Genomic DNA, 19,469 nt, shown 5'->3' with positions numbered 1-19,469 from the left:
GTTAACCTCCATAATTCCAGCCAGTTGAAGATAAATTTAGTGAGTCAACATCATTATTCAGATAAGCAGATTGCACCTCTCCTACAAAAACGGTATGGTCTCCATGCATAACACTTCCAACAACATTACATTCAACACCACCAACACTATCAACTAAAATAGGCAATCCAAGCTCACCTAAATTAAATTCAACAGATTCAAATCTACCTCCTAATGCTTTTTGAGGTTTAAAGAAGACAGCCGCTAGATCCTTTTGATCACTTTTGAGCACATTTAATGAGAACTTATTGGTTGACTTTATTATTTCATGACTAGAACCCTCTGCTCTAACTGCCATTACAACTAATGGTGGGGTGAAAGAACCTTGAGTCACCCAACTTGCAGTAAATCCATTCACTTCATTTTTATCCTCGTCTCTAACGCCACAAATAAATAATCCGTGAGGTATTTTTCTTAATAAGATTTTTTTTGCTTCTAGATTTAATGTCATAATTGATTTAACTAATAATATTATTTTAACTAAATTTCTTATTCGATCATAATAAATTCATGAAAATTCTTTATCCAGGTACATTTGATCCCTTAACAAATGGGCATCTTGATTTAATAGAAAGGGCTGAAAAAATATTTGGCAATCTAGTAGTTGCTGTTTTAGAAAATACCTCTAAAACACCAACATTTAATCTTGAAAGAAGAATAATACAAATAAAAAATTCTCTTTCTCATTTACCTAATATTGAAGTTATTTCTTATTCTGGTCTAACTGTTGATTGTGCAAATGATCTAAAAGCTAATCTTATTCTTAGAGGCTTAAGAGCAATGAGTGATTTTGAGTATGAACTACAGATTGCTCATACAAATAAATCACTTAATAATGATATTGAAACTATATTTTTATCGACAAATACAAATTATAGTTTTCTTAGTAGTTCTTTAGTAAAAGAAGTTGCAAAATTTGGCGGTGAAATTAATCACATGGTACCCCCCTCTGTTGAGAAGGATTTAATAGATTATTTTAAATAATATTTTTTTAACAGGATTTCAAGTAATAAATATCACGTAATAATTTAAAAGCTTTTTCGTTATCAATTTTATTAGAATTTTGGATAATGCTTATAATTATTGGCTGGTCATTTTTATATAAAAAGCCAGATAATGCAAAGACATTTGAAAGAGTCCCTGTTTTGCCAAAAAACTTTCCAGACAATTCACTATTTACAAATCTTTTAGCTAAAGTTCCTCTCACTCCCGTAATTGAGAGTGTAGATTGATAAGCTTTAAAATCATTAAAATATCTCATTTTATCTAAAAACAATACAACTAACTTTGTTGTAACTTTATTTTTTCTAGACAATCCACTAGCATCTGCAAAGTATGCATTAGTTGATGTGAGACCTTTATTTTCAAGCCATCTTTTCAATTTTATATAGTTATTATCGTTCCATGTATTTGAGGCATTTTTAAAAAGAGATTCAGCCGTAAAATTATGGCTTTCAGAATTTGTTAGAGTTAATAATGAAAGAATTGGAGTTGAATATACTTTATTTATCTCTTTAATATTTTTTAAATAAAAAGTTTTTTCTGAATCAAAAAAATCTATATTTATTTTAGAATTTGGAAATTTGTTTTTTAAATAATTTTTAATAAAATTTTTTAATGCATAAATATCATCATATTTATTGTGATTACTTTCTATTGCAAGAGATGTAATTGGAGATCCATATTCGTAAAGTTTATCAGTATTTGTCCAACCATTAGGCCAATATAATTTTGAATCAATTTCTACAATATTAAAATTAATAATTTTATTTTCTTTAACATTTGAAATTAGTTCGATTATATTTTCATAATTAAGATCTGGATCACCTTGACCGTGTAAATAATAAGTGTTTTTATTTTTAAATAAGGAAGTTTTTAAATTATTATTTAATTTATATTTACTTAAAACATAAGCTGATGAGAATAATTTTTGATTAGATGCCGGCAACCTTGGCACATCCTCATTGTAGGAACTTATCATTTCCCCTTTATTATTAATAATTGATACACTAAAAGAATCATCAAGCGTTTGATTCAATAAAGCATCATAAGTAGGACATATTTTGTTTTTAGTAATTATTCCCGGAAAATTAAAATAAATACTATTTAAAATAGTTATTTTCTGATTTGTTAGTAAATATCTTATTAAGAAAGGAGATGTTACTAATACAAGAACAATTAAGAAAAATGAATAAATTTTTTTTATCACATTCAATCTATAAATTCACAAAAATAGATTCATTGTCGGGTTTAATTTCAAATTCTTTTTTAAAGAAATATTTTTTATTTTCTTCTTTGAAAAGCAACCAGTTATTTGGATAAATATGCATAAGAGCAGCTTTATTTAAAGGCTGCAGAAAATAAATATTTTTCCATGTTTTGACAAAGTTTTTACGTCGCTCTCTAATAACACTTCCTATACCAATATTGGCATCTTCAAATTTTGGATTTAATGAATAATGCATACCTTGATAATTATCAGACATTGGTTCAAATGAATCGAAATCATATGGTTGAGGTAGTATCGAAATCATTGCACTATCAATATTATTTATATTATTTGATTCATTAAACGATTTAAAAGTAAAGATTTTTTCTTTGATATCTGGATAGTCTCTTTGAGCCAAAGCCACAGCACCTTGATCAGCAAATGTTATGAATACATTATTATTTTTAGACAATATCTTGTAGATAGTTATTCCAATTCTGTTAAACTTCAACCCTTCAAAATTAAATTCTATAGTAAATCTTTTATTTGAATCTAATAAACTTGGAATAATTGCATCCTCCATATTCTTAAGAGATTCATTTAAATCTTTAGGTAGTCTGTAATTGGTTTCCATTAAAATTTGTCAATACATATTTGAATAAGTTCTAAAAATTTATCTATTTCTGACTTATTGTTTATTGAACCTAAAGTAACACGAATATTTGAATATAGTTCATCATCTTTTAAACCAATATTTTTAAGTGTAGAACTAGGTTTGCCAGATGAGCTTGAACAAGCACTTCCACTACTTATGGCTATTTTATTTTCTGACATGAAATTAACAATCTTATAAGCCTTTATAGGCTCAAATAGTTTGTTTAATAGTAGAAAGGAAATATGACTGGGAAGTCTTTGGTTAATACTACCCGTAATCTTTATATGATTATTATCTTTAATTTTTTGAAAAAAATAATTTTTTAGTTTATTAATATTATTAGAAGGAAATTCAGTTTTGTAATCATATAATTTTATTTTTCCTTCAATATTCTTTAATGATTCATACATTCCAGCGATTAATGGCAAAGCTTGTGTACCTTGTCTAATTGAAAATTCCTGAGTAAGTGATATGTCATTATTTTTTAAAATTTGTCTAGACTTTTTTTTTGTTAAAAGAATACCTATCCCTTTTGGACCTCCAAATTTATGAGCGGATAAACTTAAAAAATCACATTTAAGATCTTTCCAACTGAATATTCCATTACTTAATATTTGAGTTCCATCTAAATGAAACATTATATTTAATTCTTCACATTTGGAACCAATAAATTGGACAGGTTGTATCGTCCCAATTTCACTTTGTCCCCAAATAATTGATACAAGCTTAGTATCAATGTTTAAAAATTTTTCGATATTAGAAATATTTAAAATTCCATCTTTATTTACCGTCCATTCGTAAATATCCCAATTTTGTTTTCTTAGTTTATTAGCACAAATAGTTGTTGCTTGATGTTCAACATTTGAAATAACAACCCTACCATTTTTAAATTTCTCATAAATATTATTAAATACAATATTTGTCGATTCCGAAGAACCAGATGTAAAAATTATATCCTCTGGATCTGCTTCAAATATATAAGCAATTTTAGATCTAATTTTTTCAAGATATGTAGAGCATTTTATCCCTAGCTCATATGTAGATGAAGGGTTATGCCAATAATTCCTATAAGTTGAATTAATTATATTTAAAACATTCTCAGATAACGGAGTTGTGGATGCATTATCTAAATAAATAAAATTATTTTCCATTAATTTACTAACATTGATCCTGAGAAAACCTTTTTAGCATTACCGGTCATCATTACTTCACAATCGTCTTTTGACCAGTCAATTTTAAGATTACCTCCTGGTAAGGTTACTATGGTTTGTGAATTACAAAGGCCTAATTTATAAGCTGCCACATGGATAGCACAGGCACCTGTTCCACAAGCTAAGGTTGGTCCTGCACCCCTTTCCCATACTTTTACTTTGATATTATCTCTATTTAAAATTTGACAAAAATGCACATTAGTTTTTTCAGGAAATAATTCATTTTTTTCAAATATAGGACCAAGTCTGGAAAGTACAATTGACTCTATGTCTTTTACAAAGAATATTAAATGAGGATTTCCCATTCCTACGGCATAACCCATATTATTAAAATCTTTTTCAATAAATTCGTGTGAAGGAATTGAATTTATTTTTTTTTCAATTGTTGTTGGAATATTTTGACATTCTAAAATTGGAACTCCCATTTTTACTGTAATTTCATCATTTATATATTTTGCAATTTTTAAACCTGCTTTAGTCTCAATTTTATATTCTAAATTTTTATTATTCATTGAATCATTTACGTGGAGATACTCAACTAAACACCTAATTCCGTTTCCACACATTTGTGCTTCAGAACCATCAGAATTAAAAATTATCATTTTTGCATAATTATCATCATTAGGTTCTTCTATAAAAATCACACCATCTGCTCCAACACCAAATTGCCTGTTGCAAATTTTTTTTATATCAAATATTTTATTTGTCTTGTAATTTTTATAGAATTCATTTCCTCTAGAATCTATTATTACGAAATCATTGCCGTTACCTTGATATTTTTCAAAAGTTATATTTTTCATTTGTAATTCATATATCTTAAATTTTAATTATAAATTATTCCTTTTAACAATCTATTTCTATTTTATATAATGGATATTAAAATAATAATTTAACAAATAAAAATTAAGTGATTTCTTCCGATAAACAATATGAGGCTGATACCAATTTATATAATCCATCTGAAATAGAAAAAAAATGGCAGTCAATATGGACAGAAAACAAGTTATACAAAACCGATGAATTAACTGAGAATAGCCATAAATTTTATGCCTTATCAATGTTTCCCTACCCTTCAGGTAATCTTCATATGGGACATGTTAGGAATTATGTTATTACAGACTTAATAGCTCGATTCCAAAGGTTTAAGGGGAAATCTGTCTTACATCCAATGGGTTGGGACGCTTTTGGTTTGCCTGCTGAAAATGCTGCGATTGAAAGAGGAATTAGTCCAAGTGTCTGGACTAAAAAAAATATTTCCCATATGAAGTCACAATTAAAGCTTTTGGGACTATCAGTTGATTGGGATAGGGAATTTGCAACATGTGATGAAAATTATTATATTTGGACTCAATATCTATTTTTAGAGTTATACAAGGCAGGTCTTGTATATCAAAAGGAATCAGAAGTTAATTGGGATCCTATAGATAATACAGTCCTAGCGAATGAACAAGTTGATTCAGAGGGTAAATCTTGGAGATCTGGGGCAGTAGTTGAAAAAAAATTATTAAAGCAATGGTTTTTAAGAATTACTAATTATGCCGATGAGTTATTGCAGGATTTAGAAAAATTAGATAACTGGCCAGAAAGAGTAAAAATAATGCAAGATAATTGGATTGGAAAGTCAATTGGTGCAAATATTAATTTCCATATCAATACCAATCCAGAAAAGAAAATAACTGTATTTACAACAAGGCCAGATACTTTATTTGGAGTTACTTATTTAGCAATTTCTGTCAATCATTCATTAATTAAAAAAATTACTGATCAAGAAACCATACAAGATATAGAAAATCTTAAACAATATTTGAAAAATAATAAAAATAATGAACTTGAAAAAATTGGAATAAAAACCAGCTTAATAGCAATAAATCCAGTTAATTCTGAACCTATACCTATTTGGGTGGCTAGTTATGTTCTTGATGAATACGGTACAGGCGCTGTTATGGGTGTACCTGCTCATGATTTAAGAGATTTTGAGTTTGCTAAGAAAAACAATATAGATATTAAACAGGTAATAGTAAAGGATAAAAGTGAACAAAGTAAGGCGCTTGATAATGCTTATGTAGAAAATGGATATCTAATTAATTCAAATCAATACAATGGTATAGAAAATACTATTGCTAAATTAAAAATTGCAGAGGAGGGAGTAAATAATGGATGGGCCGAAAATAAGATTCAATATCGTTTAAGAGATTGGTTAATATCTAGACAAAGATATTGGGGATGTCCAATTCCCATCGTTAATTGCAAAAAATGTGGGTCTGTTCCTTTACACCAATCGGAATTACCTGTTGCATTACCAAAAGATATAAATATCTCTGCTAACAAGATTAATGCTTTAGGTGATAATAATAATTGGATAAATACAACATGTCCAAAATGTGGAATAGCGGCAAAAAAAGAAACTGACACAATGGACACTTTTATGTGTTCATCATGGTATTTTTTAAGATATCCATCTGCAAAATGTTCAAATAAGCCATTTGAAAAGATTGAAATTAATAAGTGGTTACCTGTAGATCAATATGTTGGAGGAGTAGAGCATGCGATATTGCATTTGTTATATGCAAGATTTTTCACTAAAGCTTTGCGGGATAATGAACTATTTGAAATTGATGAACCATTTAAAAAACTATTAACGCAAGGAATGGTTCAGGCCGCAGCCTATAAAAACAATAAAACGGGTAAATATGTTTCTCCTTCTGATATTACTGACTTATCAAATCCTAAAGATCCAATTGACAATACCAAACTCGAAGTTCTTTTCGAGAAGATGTCAAAGTCAAAATATAATGGAATAGACCCTGAATCAGTAATTAAAAAATATGGAGCAGATACAGCAAGAATGTTTATATTATTTAAAGCACCGCCAGAAAAAGATTTGGAATGGGGAGATACAGATGTTGAAGGACAATTTAGATTTTTAAGTAGGATTTGGAAGCTTTATATAAGTTGTGCAAAAGATATAAATAGTAAATCTAATTCCTATCCAGATAAAGAAAAAAGTTTAATAAAGTCAATGAATATCGCTATAAAAGAAATTTCAAATGACATATTAAATAACCAATTTAATACTGCGATTTCAGAACTAATGAAGTTTTATAATTCATTATCAAATTCCATTAATGACGTAAACAATAATTTAAAAATTGATGCTTTAAAAACGTTTTGTATTTTGTTGGCTCCATTTGCACCTCATATTGCAGAAGAAATATGGCATCTTATAGGATTTAAAAAATCTGTCCATTTAGAACACTGGCCTTCATTTAATGCCGAGGCACTAAAGGAAGACTCATATGAATTAGTAATACAAGTGAATGGAAAAGTTAGAGACAAAGTAAATATTAATAATGATATGAGTGAAGATCAAATTAAAGAATTAACTCTTAAAAGACCTAACATATTAAAATGGACTAAAGATAAGGAAATAAGAAAAATAATTATTGTTAAAGGAAAAATTATGAATATTGTTATTTAAGAATTTATTTTTTGAATAACTAATGAATTTGGATTTGACCAGTCGCCCTTAACTAAATAATTATCATTACCGAAACACATTTCACGGAGTATGAAAAATATAGGTTCACTCACTGAATTATCAAAAAATGATGTTATGTCATTTATAGAATATTCTCCACCTTCATCTAATAAATTACTTACTTTTTGTTGATACTCAATAACATTTGCGGCTGCTTTCTTTCCAGCTTCAACTCCAGGTTGATCATATGCATTTATATTTACCAATTCAGCGTAGAAGGATACAGCCCTCTCAAATAAGGCGATTAAGGAACCTAGTGAAAAACAATTTAACTTTTCTAGCGTAATAGTGATACTTTGTCTGTTTTCACTAGAGAGTGCTGATCTGGTTCCTTGCAAAAAACCAGAAAGATATTCTTTAGGATTCTCTTTTTCATCAAAAATATTAGTAGATGGAGAATCTAATAATTCAATAAAAATACAAAAGAAATTATCAATACCATCTCTCAGTTGCTGAACATAAGCATGTTGATCTGTAGATCCTTTATTACCAAAAACGGAAATACCTTGATTAACTACTTCACCATTCCTATTAAATTTCTTTCCTAATGATTCCATTACTAATTGCTGGAGATATTTACTAAATACCTGTAACCTATCTCTATAAGGTAATACGACCATATCTCTCTTTCCAATACCATCCCCAGTTAAATACCATGCGGATGATAATAGTGCTGCTGGATTATTTTTAAAATTACTTATACGTGTGGCTTCATCCATTAATGATGCACCTCTAATAAATTCAGATATATTTTCATTAATAAGAGCTAATGGAAGTAATCCCACAGAGCTTGTAATACTAGTTCTTCCTCCAACCCAATCTTGCAAATTAAATATTTTTAACCAATTTTCAGAAGTAGCTTTTTTAAATAACTTACTATCTTTCATAGTTATAGCTATAGCATTAGAATTCCATTCAAGAGAATTGTTTTCGCAGTGACTTTTAATAATTTCCATAGCAATTCTAGGTTCAGGCGTACCACCTGATTTGCTTACTACTACAAATAATGTTGTTGGTAATTTTTCAGATAACTCTTCTAACTTTTCTCTAATTAAAAAAGGATCAACATTATCTATATAAGAAAAATTTAAACCTCTAGAACACTTCTGCAGTGACTCTGTAATAAGTAATGGTCCTAATCCACTTCCACCTATTCCTATCCAAAGAACATCAGTATACTTCTGATTATTCTTATTCTTAATATCTCCATTTAATATATGTTTTCCAAATTCAGAGATTTCATTAATATCTGCTCTAATTTCCTCTCCTATTTTTGAAGAGGGTGAAATTGATGGATTTCTAAGCCAATAATGTCCAACTTGTCTATTTTCATCAATATTTGAGATTGCACCATTTTCTAATTCTTTTATTGCTGAAAAAACATCTATAAATTTATCTTCTAAATTTTTTATCTCTTTACTAGTGAAATTAATTTTACTTATGTCTAACCAAATATTTAATTTTTTATCAAACCAAAGATAATTACAAAATTTATCCCAAGAGTTTAAATCTCCATTCATTTTATATATTTGTTTCTTTTATAATTCAATTATATCTATACGAATAGTACATAGATTTGAATCATTTAAATTTGTTTAAATTATTATCTTCAAATAAATATGTTTTTGAATATAAACAATTAAAGTTGAGGGTTTTTTTTATTTCATATGAAATTATCATTGGATAAAATAAAAAACTTTGGATAGATCCTTTAATTACATAATTTCGCCAGAGATATCTGAATTTAGAAGATTTTCCCCAAAATTAAAAATAGGTGTACTTGCTTCTGGTAAAGGAACAAACTTTCAGGAATTAATTAATCTCTCAGAAAAAGGAGAATTAGATATAGATATAAAAGTTCTAATAACTAATAAAGATGATGCAGGTTGTATAAAGAGAGCTGAAAGTAAAAAAATACCTTACAAAATTATAAGAGGCAAAGACTTTCTGCAAAAAGAAGCTTTTGAATTAGAAATTGTAAATACTTTAATTAATTACGATGTTGAACTTGTGGTTATGGCAGGCTGGATGAAAATTGTTACTCCATTTTTTATTAATAAATTTAAGAATAAGATAATAAATATTCACCCTTCATTACTTCCAGCATACAAAGGTGGTTCTGCGATAAAGGACTCAATATTAAATGGTTCAAAAATAACTGGTTGTTCAGTACATTTTGTAGAAGAGGAGGTAGATAGTGGATCATTGATAATGCAAGCTGCATTGTCAATTAGAGATGATGATAATATTGAATCACTTTCCAAAAGGATACAAATGCTTGAGCATAAAATTTTACCTCACTCAATCTCTCAAGCTGGGTTTTTGATAAGAAGTAATTTTATGGAAAATTATTAGTTAAATCAAGACCTTCATCCATTGAAAATCCACTCATAATATTTAAATTTTGAATTGCTTGCCCAGTCTGACCTTTTAACAAATTATCAATTGCAGATAAAATAATAATCCTCCCATTTCGAATATCAACTTTAACCGAAAGGAAAATTTGGTTTGTATTTTTAACCCATTTTGTTGATGGGTATGTATCTACAGGTAACACTTTAATATTTTTGAAATTTCTGTAAAAATTATCCAAAAGAATTCTGCAATCATCGGAAGTTAATCCTGGATCTCTTAATCTCCCATATATAGTCGAATGCATACCTCTAGAAATTGGAACCAAATGAGGTGTAAAAAGAAGTTCAATTTTATTTCCAGAAATTATAGATGCTACTTGCTCGATCTCTGAGGTATGTCTATGGTTTATCAATCCATATGCTGATAAGCCTTCACCACATTCTGATAAGAGTAGCTTTTGGTTTGGTTCTCGACCTCCTCCAGAGGTTCCGCTTTTAGAATCAATCACTATTCCTTCATTTTCAATAATTCCTTGCGATAGATAAGGAACTAATGGAATAAGAGCAGATGTGGGATAGCATCCAGGACAGGCAATTAATCTTCCTTTTGAAATAGCTTCCTTATTTATTTCAGGAAGACCGTAAACTGCCTCTTTACATAAATCATCATCATTCCTTTTATAAATAGCAGATTCTTTGGAATAAACATTTTTCCATTCATCTAAAGACTTATATCTGTAATCAGCAGATAAATCAATAACTTTAAGTCCTCGATCTAATAATTTCCTTGTCAATGTTGAGGATAAGCCATTTGGTAAGCAAAGCAAAGCAACGTCTGCATTTTTTGAAATATTATCTACGGAAATTTCTTCTATGTAAGGATCATTATCTAGATAAATAAAAGGAAAATTATCATTCCACTTAGATCCAGATGTTTTATTACCTCCTAAAAATGAAATTTTGTATTTTTTAATTTTCTTTAAGAGATTTACCGCTTGAATACCGCCGTAACCAGTAGCACCTACTATTGCAACATTCATTTCTTTGAATTGGCAGACTTTGAGATAGGATTATAAAGTGTTGAATTTAAGGTAACTAAAACACTATTTTTCTATATTGATAGGAATAATGAAAGAAACAAGTCCCAAATCAAATAATGGAACAATTTTGGATATAAATGAATCTTTTAAAATTGAATTTGATCCTATCAGCGATGCGTTGGCAGCTATAAGAAATGGTGAATGCATAATTGTTGTAGATGATGAAAGAAGAGAAAATGAAGGAGATTTAATATGTGCGGCTCAGTTTGCAACTCCACAGCAAATTAATTTTATGGCTACTGAGGGACGTGGTCTTATATGCCTAGCAATGCAAGGTGAAAAACTTGATTCATTAGATTTACCATTAATGGTAGATAGAAATACAGATGAAAATCAAACAGCTTTTACAGTATCAATTGATGCTGGACCTGAACATAATGTTACTACAGGAATTTCCGCTGAAGACAGGGCAAAGACAATACAAGTTGCTATAAACCCAAATACAAAACCTGATGATTTAAGGAGGCCAGGACATATTTTTCCATTAAGAGCAAAAAAAGGTGGAGTATTAAAAAGAGCAGGTCATACCGAAGCGGCAGTAGATATTGCAGCAATGTCAGGTCTTTATCCCGCTGGAGTGATTTGTGAAATACAAAATCCTGACGGTTCTATGTCAAGACTCCCTCAACTAAAAGAGTATGCAAAACAATGGGGAATGAAATTAATATCCATAGCTGATCTAATAAGTTATCGGTTTCAAACTGAGAGATTTGTATTTAGAAAATCTGATGCTGTTCTTCCAAGTATTTTTGGTAATTTCAAAGCTTATGGATATGTTAATGATCTAGATGGTTCAGAGCACGTTGCATTAGTTAAACAAAAATCATCGAAATTAAGTGAACCTGTACTAGTAAGAATGCATTCAGAGTGCTTAACTGGTGACGCTTTTGGATCATTACGTTGTGATTGTAGACCCCAGTTAGAGGCTGCTTTATCAAGAATAGAAAAGGAGGAAGAAGGAGTTGTTGTTTACTTGAGACAAGAAGGCAGAGGTATTGGTCTAATAAATAAATTAAAAGCTTACAGTTTACAAGATGGTGGATTAGACACTGTAGAAGCTAATGAAAAATTAGGTTTTCCAGCTGATCTCAGAAATTATGGAGTTGGAGCACAAATTTTAACTGATTTAGGTATAAAAAAATTAAAATTACTAACCAACAATCCCAGAAAGATTGCTGGATTAGGTGGTTATGGAATAGAAGTTATTGAGAGAGTTCCTTTAGTTATTTGTCCAAACGATAATAATGCAGAATATTTGAGTGTTAAAAAAACAAAGTTAGGCCACATGATTGATGATGATAATTCTAATTCCAGTAATATTGATCCATTTATATCAATTTTTCTTGACGGAAAATATAAATCTATTGATTTAGTTCCAATAAAAAATAAAGTTATTAAATTCTGCAGTGAACAAAACATAAATATTAAACTTGAAAGTAGTCCAAGATTATTGGCGTTTTGGAACCGACCCAAATTAGTATGGAGAATTTTACATGATCAGAATAGAACAAATTCCAACATTAATGATGAGGAAATAAAGAATATAGAATTATTTATTCAGTTTTTATCCAAATATGAAAATAGTACAAAGATTGGAATTATTGTATCTAGAAATATTGAACAAGCATTACATCCAAAAAGTAGCATCAAACTAATCAATACTAAATTTACTATTAATAACGAAATCTTATATTCATCTACCAGAAAATTTAATCTAGATAAAGAGACATTCAGTATTGTTTTTGAAGGCTAAATTACTATTTTAAAGTTGCTTTTAGAATTTTTGAACCATTAGTAAGCTTTAGAACTACATCCATATCGTCAGTCTTACCGAATACAGTATGAACTCCATCGAGATGAGGCTGTGGTTCATAAACTATAAAAAACTGACTACCACCTGTATCCTTTCCTGCATGAGCCATAGAAAGTGAGCCTTTTAGATGTTTATTGGAATTAATTTCACATTTAATATTATATCCAGGACCTCCAGTTCCAGGCATACCAGATGCTCCGTCACGAGTATTAGGACATCCACCCTGAGCCATAAATCCAGGGATAACTCTGTGAAATGCTAGACCATCATAAAAACCATCACTTATTAAACTGGTGAAGTTTTTAACTGTATTAGGCGCGTCGTCAGAGAAAAATTCAATATTAATGTTTCCAACTTCTGTCTCAAATAATGCAGTTGTCATTTTTTATTTTGTTTAATATTTATTCTGATATTTTAATAGCTAAAGCAACTTTTCAAGGTTTTCCTTAATGGTATTTATATCAATGTTATCTTTATTACTTTTTTTTTCTTCCGCCCAATTTTCAACTTCTAGGTTTTTCTGGGGTGGTGAAATTAATAACCTATCTTCTGCAGTTTTAGGTACGAAATTTTTTTCTACTAATTTGCATTCATAATCTAATTTATTGCAGAAATCTTTTATTTCCTCTATGTTGATCATTTCAACTGTTGGCAAAGGAAAATCTTGAGCTTCTAGTAGACCACAATATCTTGTTGCATCATCCTTATCTTCAAACATAAGAACAATTGTCCTTCCCTTAAGTTCGATCGAATGAATTCCTTCCTTATCTGTTCCCGAATTATATAAAAGAACGAATATGTTCATAAGCATTGATTTCCTGCTTATATAATATTTGATTAAGAATCAGAAAGTGATAATTCTTGTAATCTTGTATATAAAGCAATTTCTTCATCATTAATATCAGCAGGTATGACTACCAAAATTTCAACATATTGATCACCTACATTATCTTCGAAAGTTAAACCCCTTCCTTTCAAACGTAACATTCTACCAGTAGACGATTTTGGTGGCACTTGAAGTGTGACATTTCCATCAAGAGTAGGAACCTCTACTGCACAACCAAGAAGAGCATCATGAGGAAATAATTCCAATTTATAAAGAACTCTTAAACCATCAATTCTTAGGCCACTTTCGGTTTGAACTTTTAACTGTAGATAATGATCTTTTCCTCCTCTTGCAATATTTTCAAGTCTTAATCGCCATCCATCCCCAGCGAAAGGAGGTGTATCAACTTCTACTACGGTTTCATCTTCAAGCTCGATTAAAATTGAAGATCCATTTAAGGCCTCATCGGGAGTTAATTCAATAACTGTTTCAATATCTTGATGGAGTTTAACTGGAGGCGGCTCTTCTGGAGAGGTTGTAGGATATTTATAATGATTAAATTCATCAATATTTTTATTTGTCGATTCATCCTCAAATGGTTCATTATCATATTCCTCGTAATTCTTTGGTGAGTATTCGTATCCAAATAATGAATCAAGATAATCTTGAAAATCAGGAAAACCTGTCTTGAAATTATTATTTTCGTAATCATCCTGGAAATTTTCATCTGAACTATTTTTTCTTATATTAGGATCACGTAAATATTCGTATGCTTCGTTAATTAATTTAAATCTTTCTTCTGCATTAAGATCATTTTTATTTAAATCTGGATGCCATTTCCTTGCCTCTCTTCGAAAGGCCTTTTTAAGTTCTTTATCATCAAAATCAGGGGATAAACCCAAAATCGACAAATAGTCTTTTTTAGAGGAAGTAGTCATTGTCCCATGGATCATCGTCCCTAGAATTACCATACCTCGAATTTCTATAATTTCTATTCATTTGATTATCCCAAGGATCATCATCCCAATAATCATCAGAAAAGAGTTCATCTTTTAAAGATCCAAATGTATTTTTAATGCCCTGTAAGGGATTATTATCAGTTTTCTTTTCTGCCGCAAATTTTCTGTTTAAGCCGAATAATGCTTCTTGTAGAGCACTTACTGAAATTTCTAATTCTTGAGGATCATCGTCATCTATATACTCTTCAACATCTTGAATGGCTAATTCAACAGCTCGTTGTTGCCTTTCGGCCCCATAGGGACCAAATTCTAATGAGGCATCCCTAAGTCTTCTCTCAGCTTGTGCAATAAGAGTTAAAGCACTATTTTTTCTGTCAATTACAGATCTTGTCTTCCTATCTTCATTAGCTTTTGCTTTGGCTTCTTCAATTATCGAATTTATTTCTTGTTCATTTAAATTAGAACCTCCAGAGATTGTAACTGTTTGCTTTCTTCCAGTTGTTCTATCAGTTGCACTTACTTCTAAAAGACCATTAGCATCAATATCAAATGCTACTTGAACTTGAGGTATTCCTCTTGGAGCTGGAGGTATTCCGGATAGTCTGAATTTACCAAGTGATTTATTTTCAGAGGCTAAAGGCCTTTCTCCCTGCCGTACTTGAACAACAACAGATGATTGATTAGCTTCGGACGTACTAAAAACATCAGATTGTCTAACTGGTATTGGAGTATTACGAGGAATAAGTACCTTCATAAGACCACCAATAGTTTCTAAACCTAAAGATAAGGGAGTAACGTCATTTAGGAGTAAATCTTGTAAATCTCCACTAATAATTCCAGATTGTATTGCAGCTCCAACTGCTACGACTTCATCAGGATTAACAGATTGACAAGGATCATTTGGAACAAGAGTCTTTACTAATTGTTGAACCATTGGAATTCTCGTGCTGCCACCTACAAGAACTACCTCATCAATATCATCTGCGTTCCATCCAGAATCATCTAAGGCTATTTGCACAGGTTCTAATAATCTATCAAGTAAATCCTCTGATAATGATTCAAATATTTTTCTATCTAAGGTTTCTTCAATATGTAAGGGTCCATCCTTACTTGTTGTGATAAATGGTAAAGATATTTTTGTTTTTTGTAATCCTGACAATTCACATTTAGCTTTTTCAGCAGCCTCAGTTAATCTCTGTAAAGCCTGTCTATCCCTTCTTAGATCAATATCATGTTTAGCTAGAAATTTTTCTGCAAGCCAATCCACTATTTTTGAATCAAAATTGTTCCCTCCTAGCTGTGTATCTCCACAAGTGGCTTTAACATCAAATACACCATTAGAAATTTTCAATAATGAAACATCAAATGTTCCTCCTCCTAAATCAAAAACCAAAACATTATTAGAAGAACTTTTTTCAAAACCATAAGCTAGAGCAGCAGCAGTTGGTTCATTTAGAATTCTATCTACTTTTATACCCGCTAATATTGCAGAATCCTTTGTAGCTTGCCTTTGAGATTCATTAAAGTAAGCAGGGACAGTAATAACTGCAGAATCAACAGTATCTCCAAGATATGTTTCAGCATCATTAATTAATTTTCTAATCAAGGAGCTCACTAATTCTTCTGGTGCATACTCTCTTTCTGTATTTGGACTAAGAACCCTAACGCTTCCATTGGTGTTAGCCTTTACGTTATAAGGGACAGAAATACTATTCTCATCTAATTCATCCCAGTCACTACCAATAAATCTTTTTAGGTTATAAAAGGTATTTTTAGGATTTAGAACAAGTTGCCTTCTCGCTTGGTCTCCTATTACTATTTCCTTGTCTTTAGTAAATCCAATTATTGAAGGTGTAGTTCTAGATCCCTCAGAATTTGCTATAACAATTGGACGACCAGCTTCTATAACTCCGACAACAGAGTTAGTAGTACCTAAATCAATTCCAACTATTTGCCCCATGATTTTAGATCGCTAAATTAAAGCAAAATTTACTAATAATTTAATTAATTTTTATCTTAGATATTTACATATAATAGTAAAAATCAAATATTTTCAACTTTATTTAAATAAATAAGATTATTTCCAAATTCTTAAAAAGATAACTATCTATTTTAAAAGATATTTTAATGACAAAGGTGTTGATGTAGTTAACCAAAATAAACTATTATAAAACGGAGAGAGAGGGATTCGAACCCTCGATAAAGTTGCCTCTATACAGCATTTCCAGTGCTGCGCCTTCAACCACTCGGCCACCTCTCCCAAGATAACCATTTTAACCCTTGATCATCCCATTTTTGAGGAAAGTTATTTGAATAAGACTTTCACAGTCACGATTAAAAATAAGGAAACCGGAAAGGTCTACCAAGAGCAGGTTAGTAGTCATGAGTATATACTTAAGGAATTTGAAAAGAAAGGTTTCAAACTTGCTTTTTCATGTAGAAATGGTTGCTGTACAAGTTGTGCAGTTAAAATATTATCTGGTAGTTTGAAACAACCTGAAGCCATGGGTGTATCTCAAGCCTTAAAAGATAAAGGTTATGCACTGCTTTGTGTTGCCAAAGCAACTTCAGATCTTGAGGTAGAGACTACATATGAAGATGAAGTTTACGATTTACAATTTGGACAATATTTTGGGAGGGGAAATACAAGAGTTGCACCACCCTGGGAATTTGAGGAAGATTAATTATAATGTTTGAATTACGTGAAATAGAGGAAATTGCAAATCAAGTAAACTTATCCAGTTTGTATGAAATAGCGAAGAAATCCGCTCTAATTGGTAACGAAATTTTAAAAATTAATTACAATAAAATTCAGAAAATATCATCAAAAGGTAGGAAAGGTGATCTAGTAACCAATGTAGATTTGGAAGTTGAAAATAAAATAAAAGAATATTTATTAGAAGAGACCCCAAATATATCTATAAATGCAGAGGAATCGGGTAAATTAAATAAATCCTCGGATTTAACCTGGTGTATAGACCCATTAGACGGTACAACAAATTATTCTCATGGATACCCTTTTTTTGGAACTTCTATTGGTCTTGTATATAAAAACAAGCCGATTATAGGAGCTATATCAGTACCTTATTTAAATGAACTATATTCAGCTTGTATAGGTTTAGGATCATTTTGCAATGATTGTGAAATTAAAGTATCGAGTCCTTTAAATCTCTCTGATAGTCTACTTGTAACTGGTTTCTCTTATGACAGATTTGAGACAGAGGATAATAATTATGCTGAATTTTGTTATTTAACTCATAAAACTAGAGGTGTCAGAAGAGGCGGAGCAGCAGCAGTTGACCTAGCATTTGTTGCTTCAGGTAAGGTCGATGGATATTGGGAAAGAGGATTGGAGGTATGGGACCTAGCGGCCGGTGCTATTATTGTAAAAGAGGCTGGTGGAATTATTTCAGATTATCCATCAGGCAAATTTAATTTAAGTTCCGGTAGAATTTTAGCTTGTTCTCCTAGCCTTGAAAATGAATTAAAAAATATACTAGATAAAGTTGCTCCATTTAAAAAAAATCTCTATACCTAAAATTCGTTAAATATTCAAATGACAGAAATAAAGGAAATTAAATTAGTCGATGTTAAAAATAATTCTAATATCATCAATAATTTAAATAGTATATATAAACTATGGGGATATGAAGAGGTTTCACCATCATTTATAAATACTTTAGAGACGATAAAAGGGCGTGGAATTATTGAGGAAAATCAGCTTGTTGGAATAGTAAGTAATAATTCATTATGTCTTAGGCCAGAAATGACAACATCTATTGTTAAATTGTCATCTACCAGATTAATAAATAAAAAAAGACCTATAAGATTATTCACAAATGGAATGGTCTTTGATAAAAAACAAAATAATAAAAATTCTTTTAACTTACAAGAAAAACTACAGAGTGGAATTGAATTAATTGGTTATGATACAAAATACCCAGAAATTGAAGTTATTAATATTTTGTTTGATGCAATTGATAATATTAATTTGAAGGATGGTTGTAATTTATTTCTTCTAGTAAGCACCACAAAAATAATGGATTTAATTTTAAATAAATATAGGAATAATAATTTTGAAGAAATTAAGAAAAGTCTCGTTAATTTTGATCAAGATAATTTATCTAAATTAGGAATTGATGAAGATGATAAAAATATTCTTAAAGATCTCTTATTTACAAGAGGAGAACCAATTGCAATATTAAAAAAATTAAAAAATACATATGGTACTAGTAAAACGTTAAATGACTTAAATTTTTTATTTGAAACATTATCAAAAATTTCAAGTAAATATGGCATTAAGTTACAACTTGATCCCACATTTCAACCGCACCTGAATTTATATGAAGGAATAGTTTTTCAACTTATAGGAGATGATGGAAATAATAAAAGCGTTATTGCAAAAGGTGGAAGATATGATGAATTAGTAAGATTCTTTAGTCCTAATGAGAAAATCTTAAATGGGATTGGATTTACAATTTCAATAGACATTTTAAGAAATTTACTTAGGGAAGAAAAGACATTTAAGAAAAAGATTTTATTAATGTTTAAAGATTCCTATTTGTTAGAAAAAAGTATGAATAAACAAAAAGAACTTCAGAAAAGAGGAATTATTACCGTATTACATTTGAATCCATGTAATGACTTAGCTAAAGCTAATCAAATAATGAAGGAAAACAATTGTAGTGAGATTTTGTGGGTTAAATAAAACCTTTTAGAATTATATTTAGATTTTTAAATTCATATATTGTTCGGTCAATACTCC

At 29.9% G+C, this 19,469-nt stretch carries 18 protein-coding genes and 1 tRNA gene; 7 read left to right on the top strand and 12 right to left on the bottom strand.

Annotated elements, in window-relative coordinates; genetic code table 11:
* Window position 1: 1 nt before the first annotated feature.
* Window positions 2–490 (bottom strand): flavin reductase family protein, encoded by a 489-nt coding sequence (locus HA152_RS04895; protein ID WP_011818417.1) that lies wholly within the window; start codon window positions 488–490, stop codon window positions 2–4.
* A 59-nt stretch (window positions 491–549) separates the two neighbouring features.
* Between HA152_RS04895 and coaD the strand changes: the two genes are divergently transcribed.
* Window positions 550–1,023, top strand: a complete 474-nt coding sequence (gene coaD / locus HA152_RS04890; protein WP_209134161.1) for a pantetheine-phosphate adenylyltransferase — start codon at window positions 550–552, stop codon at window positions 1,021–1,023.
* A 7-nt stretch (window positions 1,024–1,030) separates the two neighbouring features.
* Here the strand turns inward: coaD and HA152_RS04885 are convergent, their stop codons facing one another.
* The 4 genes from HA152_RS04885 to dapF are packed head-to-tail and all read right to left on the bottom strand — an operon-like array spanning window position 1,031 to window position 4,914.
* Complete coding sequence (locus HA152_RS04885) at window positions 1,031–2,248, bottom strand: D-alanyl-D-alanine carboxypeptidase (RefSeq protein WP_209134159.1); 1,218 nt, start codon at window positions 2,246–2,248, stop codon at window positions 1,031–1,033.
* A gap of 7 nt (window positions 2,249–2,255) precedes the next feature.
* The gene (locus tag HA152_RS04880; RefSeq protein WP_209134157.1) at window positions 2,256–2,882 is read right to left on the bottom strand and encodes a DUF1995 family protein; all 627 of its coding nucleotides are present in this window, start codon (window positions 2,880–2,882) and stop codon (window positions 2,256–2,258) included.
* Complete coding sequence (locus HA152_RS04875; RefSeq protein WP_209134155.1) at window positions 2,882–4,054, bottom strand: cysteine desulfurase family protein; 1,173 nt, start codon at window positions 4,052–4,054, stop codon at window positions 2,882–2,884. The genes HA152_RS04880 and HA152_RS04875 overlap by 1 nt, the downstream gene beginning before the upstream one ends.
* On the bottom strand, window positions 4,054–4,914 hold the full coding sequence (gene dapF / locus HA152_RS04870; protein ID WP_209134145.1) for a diaminopimelate epimerase: 861 nt from the start codon (window positions 4,912–4,914) through the stop codon (window positions 4,054–4,056). Before dapF ends, HA152_RS04875 begins: the two co-directional genes overlap by 1 nt.
* A gap of 107 nt (window positions 4,915–5,021) precedes the next feature.
* Between dapF and leuS the strand changes: the two genes are divergently transcribed.
* Entirely contained in the window at window positions 5,022–7,592 is a 2,571-nt protein-coding gene (leuS, locus tag HA152_RS04865; RefSeq protein WP_209134143.1) for a leucine--tRNA ligase, read from the top strand.
* On the opposite strand, the gene HA152_RS04860 is transcribed toward leuS, so the two are convergent.
* Window positions 7,589–9,172 (bottom strand): glucose-6-phosphate isomerase, encoded by a 1,584-nt coding sequence (locus HA152_RS04860; protein ID WP_209134135.1) that lies wholly within the window; start codon window positions 9,170–9,172, stop codon window positions 7,589–7,591. The genes leuS and HA152_RS04860 overlap by 4 nt on opposite strands.
* A 178-nt stretch (window positions 9,173–9,350) precedes the next feature.
* On the opposite strand from HA152_RS04860, the gene purN reads away from it, so the two are divergent.
* Window positions 9,351–10,007, top strand: a complete 657-nt coding sequence (gene purN, locus HA152_RS04855) for a phosphoribosylglycinamide formyltransferase (RefSeq protein ID WP_209134133.1) — start codon at window positions 9,351–9,353, stop codon at window positions 10,005–10,007.
* On the opposite strand, the gene argC is transcribed toward purN, so the two are convergent.
* On the bottom strand, window positions 9,991–11,046 hold the full coding sequence (gene argC / locus HA152_RS04850; RefSeq protein ID WP_209134131.1) for an N-acetyl-gamma-glutamyl-phosphate reductase: 1,056 nt from the start codon (window positions 11,044–11,046) through the stop codon (window positions 9,991–9,993). The two genes, purN and argC, sit on opposite strands and share 17 nt — an antisense overlap.
* Before the next feature lie 88 nt (window positions 11,047–11,134).
* On the opposite strand from argC, the gene ribBA reads away from it, so the two are divergent.
* Window positions 11,135–12,859 (top strand): bifunctional 3,4-dihydroxy-2-butanone-4-phosphate synthase/GTP cyclohydrolase II, encoded by a 1,725-nt coding sequence (gene ribBA, locus HA152_RS04845; RefSeq protein ID WP_245211204.1) that lies wholly within the window; start codon window positions 11,135–11,137, stop codon window positions 12,857–12,859.
* 4 nt (window positions 12,860–12,863) lie between these two features.
* On the opposite strand, the gene HA152_RS04840 is transcribed toward ribBA, so the two are convergent.
* The 5 genes from HA152_RS04840 to HA152_RS04820 form a co-directional block, all read right to left on the bottom strand.
* Complete coding sequence (locus tag HA152_RS04840; protein ID WP_079330948.1) at window positions 12,864–13,301, bottom strand: peptidylprolyl isomerase; 438 nt, start codon at window positions 13,299–13,301, stop codon at window positions 12,864–12,866.
* A 39-nt stretch (window positions 13,302–13,340) separates the two neighbouring features.
* Window positions 13,341–13,724 carry a DUF3110 domain-containing protein gene (locus tag HA152_RS04835; protein WP_209134129.1) on the bottom strand — a complete coding sequence of 128 codons (384 nt, stop codon included), beginning with the start codon at window positions 13,722–13,724 and terminating at the stop codon, window positions 13,341–13,343.
* A 32-nt stretch (window positions 13,725–13,756) separates the two neighbouring features.
* Window positions 13,757–14,716, bottom strand: coding sequence for a DnaJ C-terminal domain-containing protein (locus HA152_RS04830; RefSeq protein ID WP_209134120.1), 960 nt, complete (start codon window positions 14,714–14,716; stop codon window positions 13,757–13,759).
* Window positions 14,667–16,664 carry a molecular chaperone DnaK gene (gene dnaK / locus HA152_RS04825; protein ID WP_209134118.1) on the bottom strand — a complete coding sequence of 666 codons (1,998 nt, stop codon included), beginning with the start codon at window positions 16,662–16,664 and terminating at the stop codon, window positions 14,667–14,669. Before dnaK ends, HA152_RS04830 begins: the two co-directional genes overlap by 50 nt.
* A gap of 213 nt (window positions 16,665–16,877) precedes the next feature.
* Window positions 16,878–16,964: transfer RNA gene (locus tag HA152_RS04820), tRNA-Ser, on the bottom strand.
* 49 nt (window positions 16,965–17,013) lie between these two features.
* Between HA152_RS04820 and HA152_RS04815 the strand changes: the two genes are divergently transcribed.
* Genes HA152_RS04815 through HA152_RS04805 form a run of 3 tightly spaced genes read left to right on the top strand, consistent with a single transcriptional unit; the run spans window position 17,014 to window position 19,412 of the window.
* Entirely contained in the window at window positions 17,014–17,388 is a 375-nt protein-coding gene (locus HA152_RS04815; protein ID WP_209134116.1) for a 2Fe-2S iron-sulfur cluster-binding protein, read from the top strand.
* A gap of 5 nt (window positions 17,389–17,393) precedes the next feature.
* A complete protein-coding gene (locus HA152_RS04810) occupies window positions 17,394–18,242 on the top strand; it encodes an inositol monophosphatase family protein (protein WP_209134114.1) in 849 nt (282 codons plus the stop codon).
* Window positions 18,243–18,260: 18 nt separating this feature from the next.
* Window positions 18,261–19,412: an ATP phosphoribosyltransferase regulatory subunit gene (locus tag HA152_RS04805; protein WP_209134112.1), complete on the top strand. Its 1,152-nt coding sequence runs from the start codon at window positions 18,261–18,263 to the stop codon at window positions 19,410–19,412.
* Window positions 19,413–19,469: the final 57 nt, after the last annotated feature.

Source organism: Prochlorococcus marinus XMU1412, assembly GCF_017696315.1.
Classification (GTDB): Bacteria; Cyanobacteriota; Cyanobacteriia; order PCC-6307; family Cyanobiaceae; genus Prochlorococcus_A; species Prochlorococcus_A marinus_AF.
The sequence above is the reverse complement of the archived record's forward strand: the minus strand, read 5'-3'. Positions and strand labels throughout refer to the sequence as shown.

Bases quoted from the DNA above. Each gene is read 5' to 3' on its own strand.
- HA152_RS04895 (WP_011818417.1), bottom strand. From the start codon at position 490: ATGACATTAAATCTAGAAGCAAAAAAAATCTTATTAAGAAAAATACCT.
- ribBA (WP_245211204.1), top strand. From the start codon at position 11,135: ATGAAAGAAACAAGTCCCAAATCAAATAATGGAACAATTTTGGATATA.
- HA152_RS04860 (WP_209134135.1), bottom strand. From the start codon at position 9,172: ATGAATGGAGATTTAAACTCTTGGGATAAATTTTGTAATTATCTTTGG.
- HA152_RS04805 (WP_209134112.1), top strand. From the start codon at position 18,261: ATGACAGAAATAAAGGAAATTAAATTAGTCGATGTTAAAAATAATTCT.
- HA152_RS04840 (WP_079330948.1), bottom strand. From the start codon at position 13,301: ATGACAACTGCATTATTTGAGACAGAAGTTGGAAACATTAATATTGAA.
- HA152_RS04875 (WP_209134155.1), bottom strand. From the start codon at position 4,054: ATGGAAAATAATTTTATTTATTTAGATAATGCATCCACAACTCCGTTA.
- dnaK (WP_209134118.1), bottom strand. From the start codon at position 16,664: ATGGGGCAAATAGTTGGAATTGATTTAGGTACTACTAACTCTGTTGTC.
- HA152_RS04810 (WP_209134114.1), top strand. From the start codon at position 17,394: ATGTTTGAATTACGTGAAATAGAGGAAATTGCAAATCAAGTAAACTTA.
- HA152_RS04880 (WP_209134157.1), bottom strand. From the start codon at position 2,882: ATGGAAACCAATTACAGACTACCTAAAGATTTAAATGAATCTCTTAAG.
- HA152_RS04835 (WP_209134129.1), bottom strand. From the start codon at position 13,724: ATGAACATATTCGTTCTTTTATATAATTCGGGAACAGATAAGGAAGGA.
- dapF (WP_209134145.1), bottom strand. From the start codon at position 4,914: ATGAAAAATATAACTTTTGAAAAATATCAAGGTAACGGCAATGATTTC.
- coaD (WP_209134161.1), top strand. From the start codon at position 550: ATGAAAATTCTTTATCCAGGTACATTTGATCCCTTAACAAATGGGCAT.
- HA152_RS04830 (WP_209134120.1), bottom strand. From the start codon at position 14,716: ATGGTAATTCTAGGGACGATGATCCATGGGACAATGACTACTTCCTCT.
- argC (WP_209134131.1), bottom strand. From the start codon at position 11,046: ATGAATGTTGCAATAGTAGGTGCTACTGGTTACGGCGGTATTCAAGCG.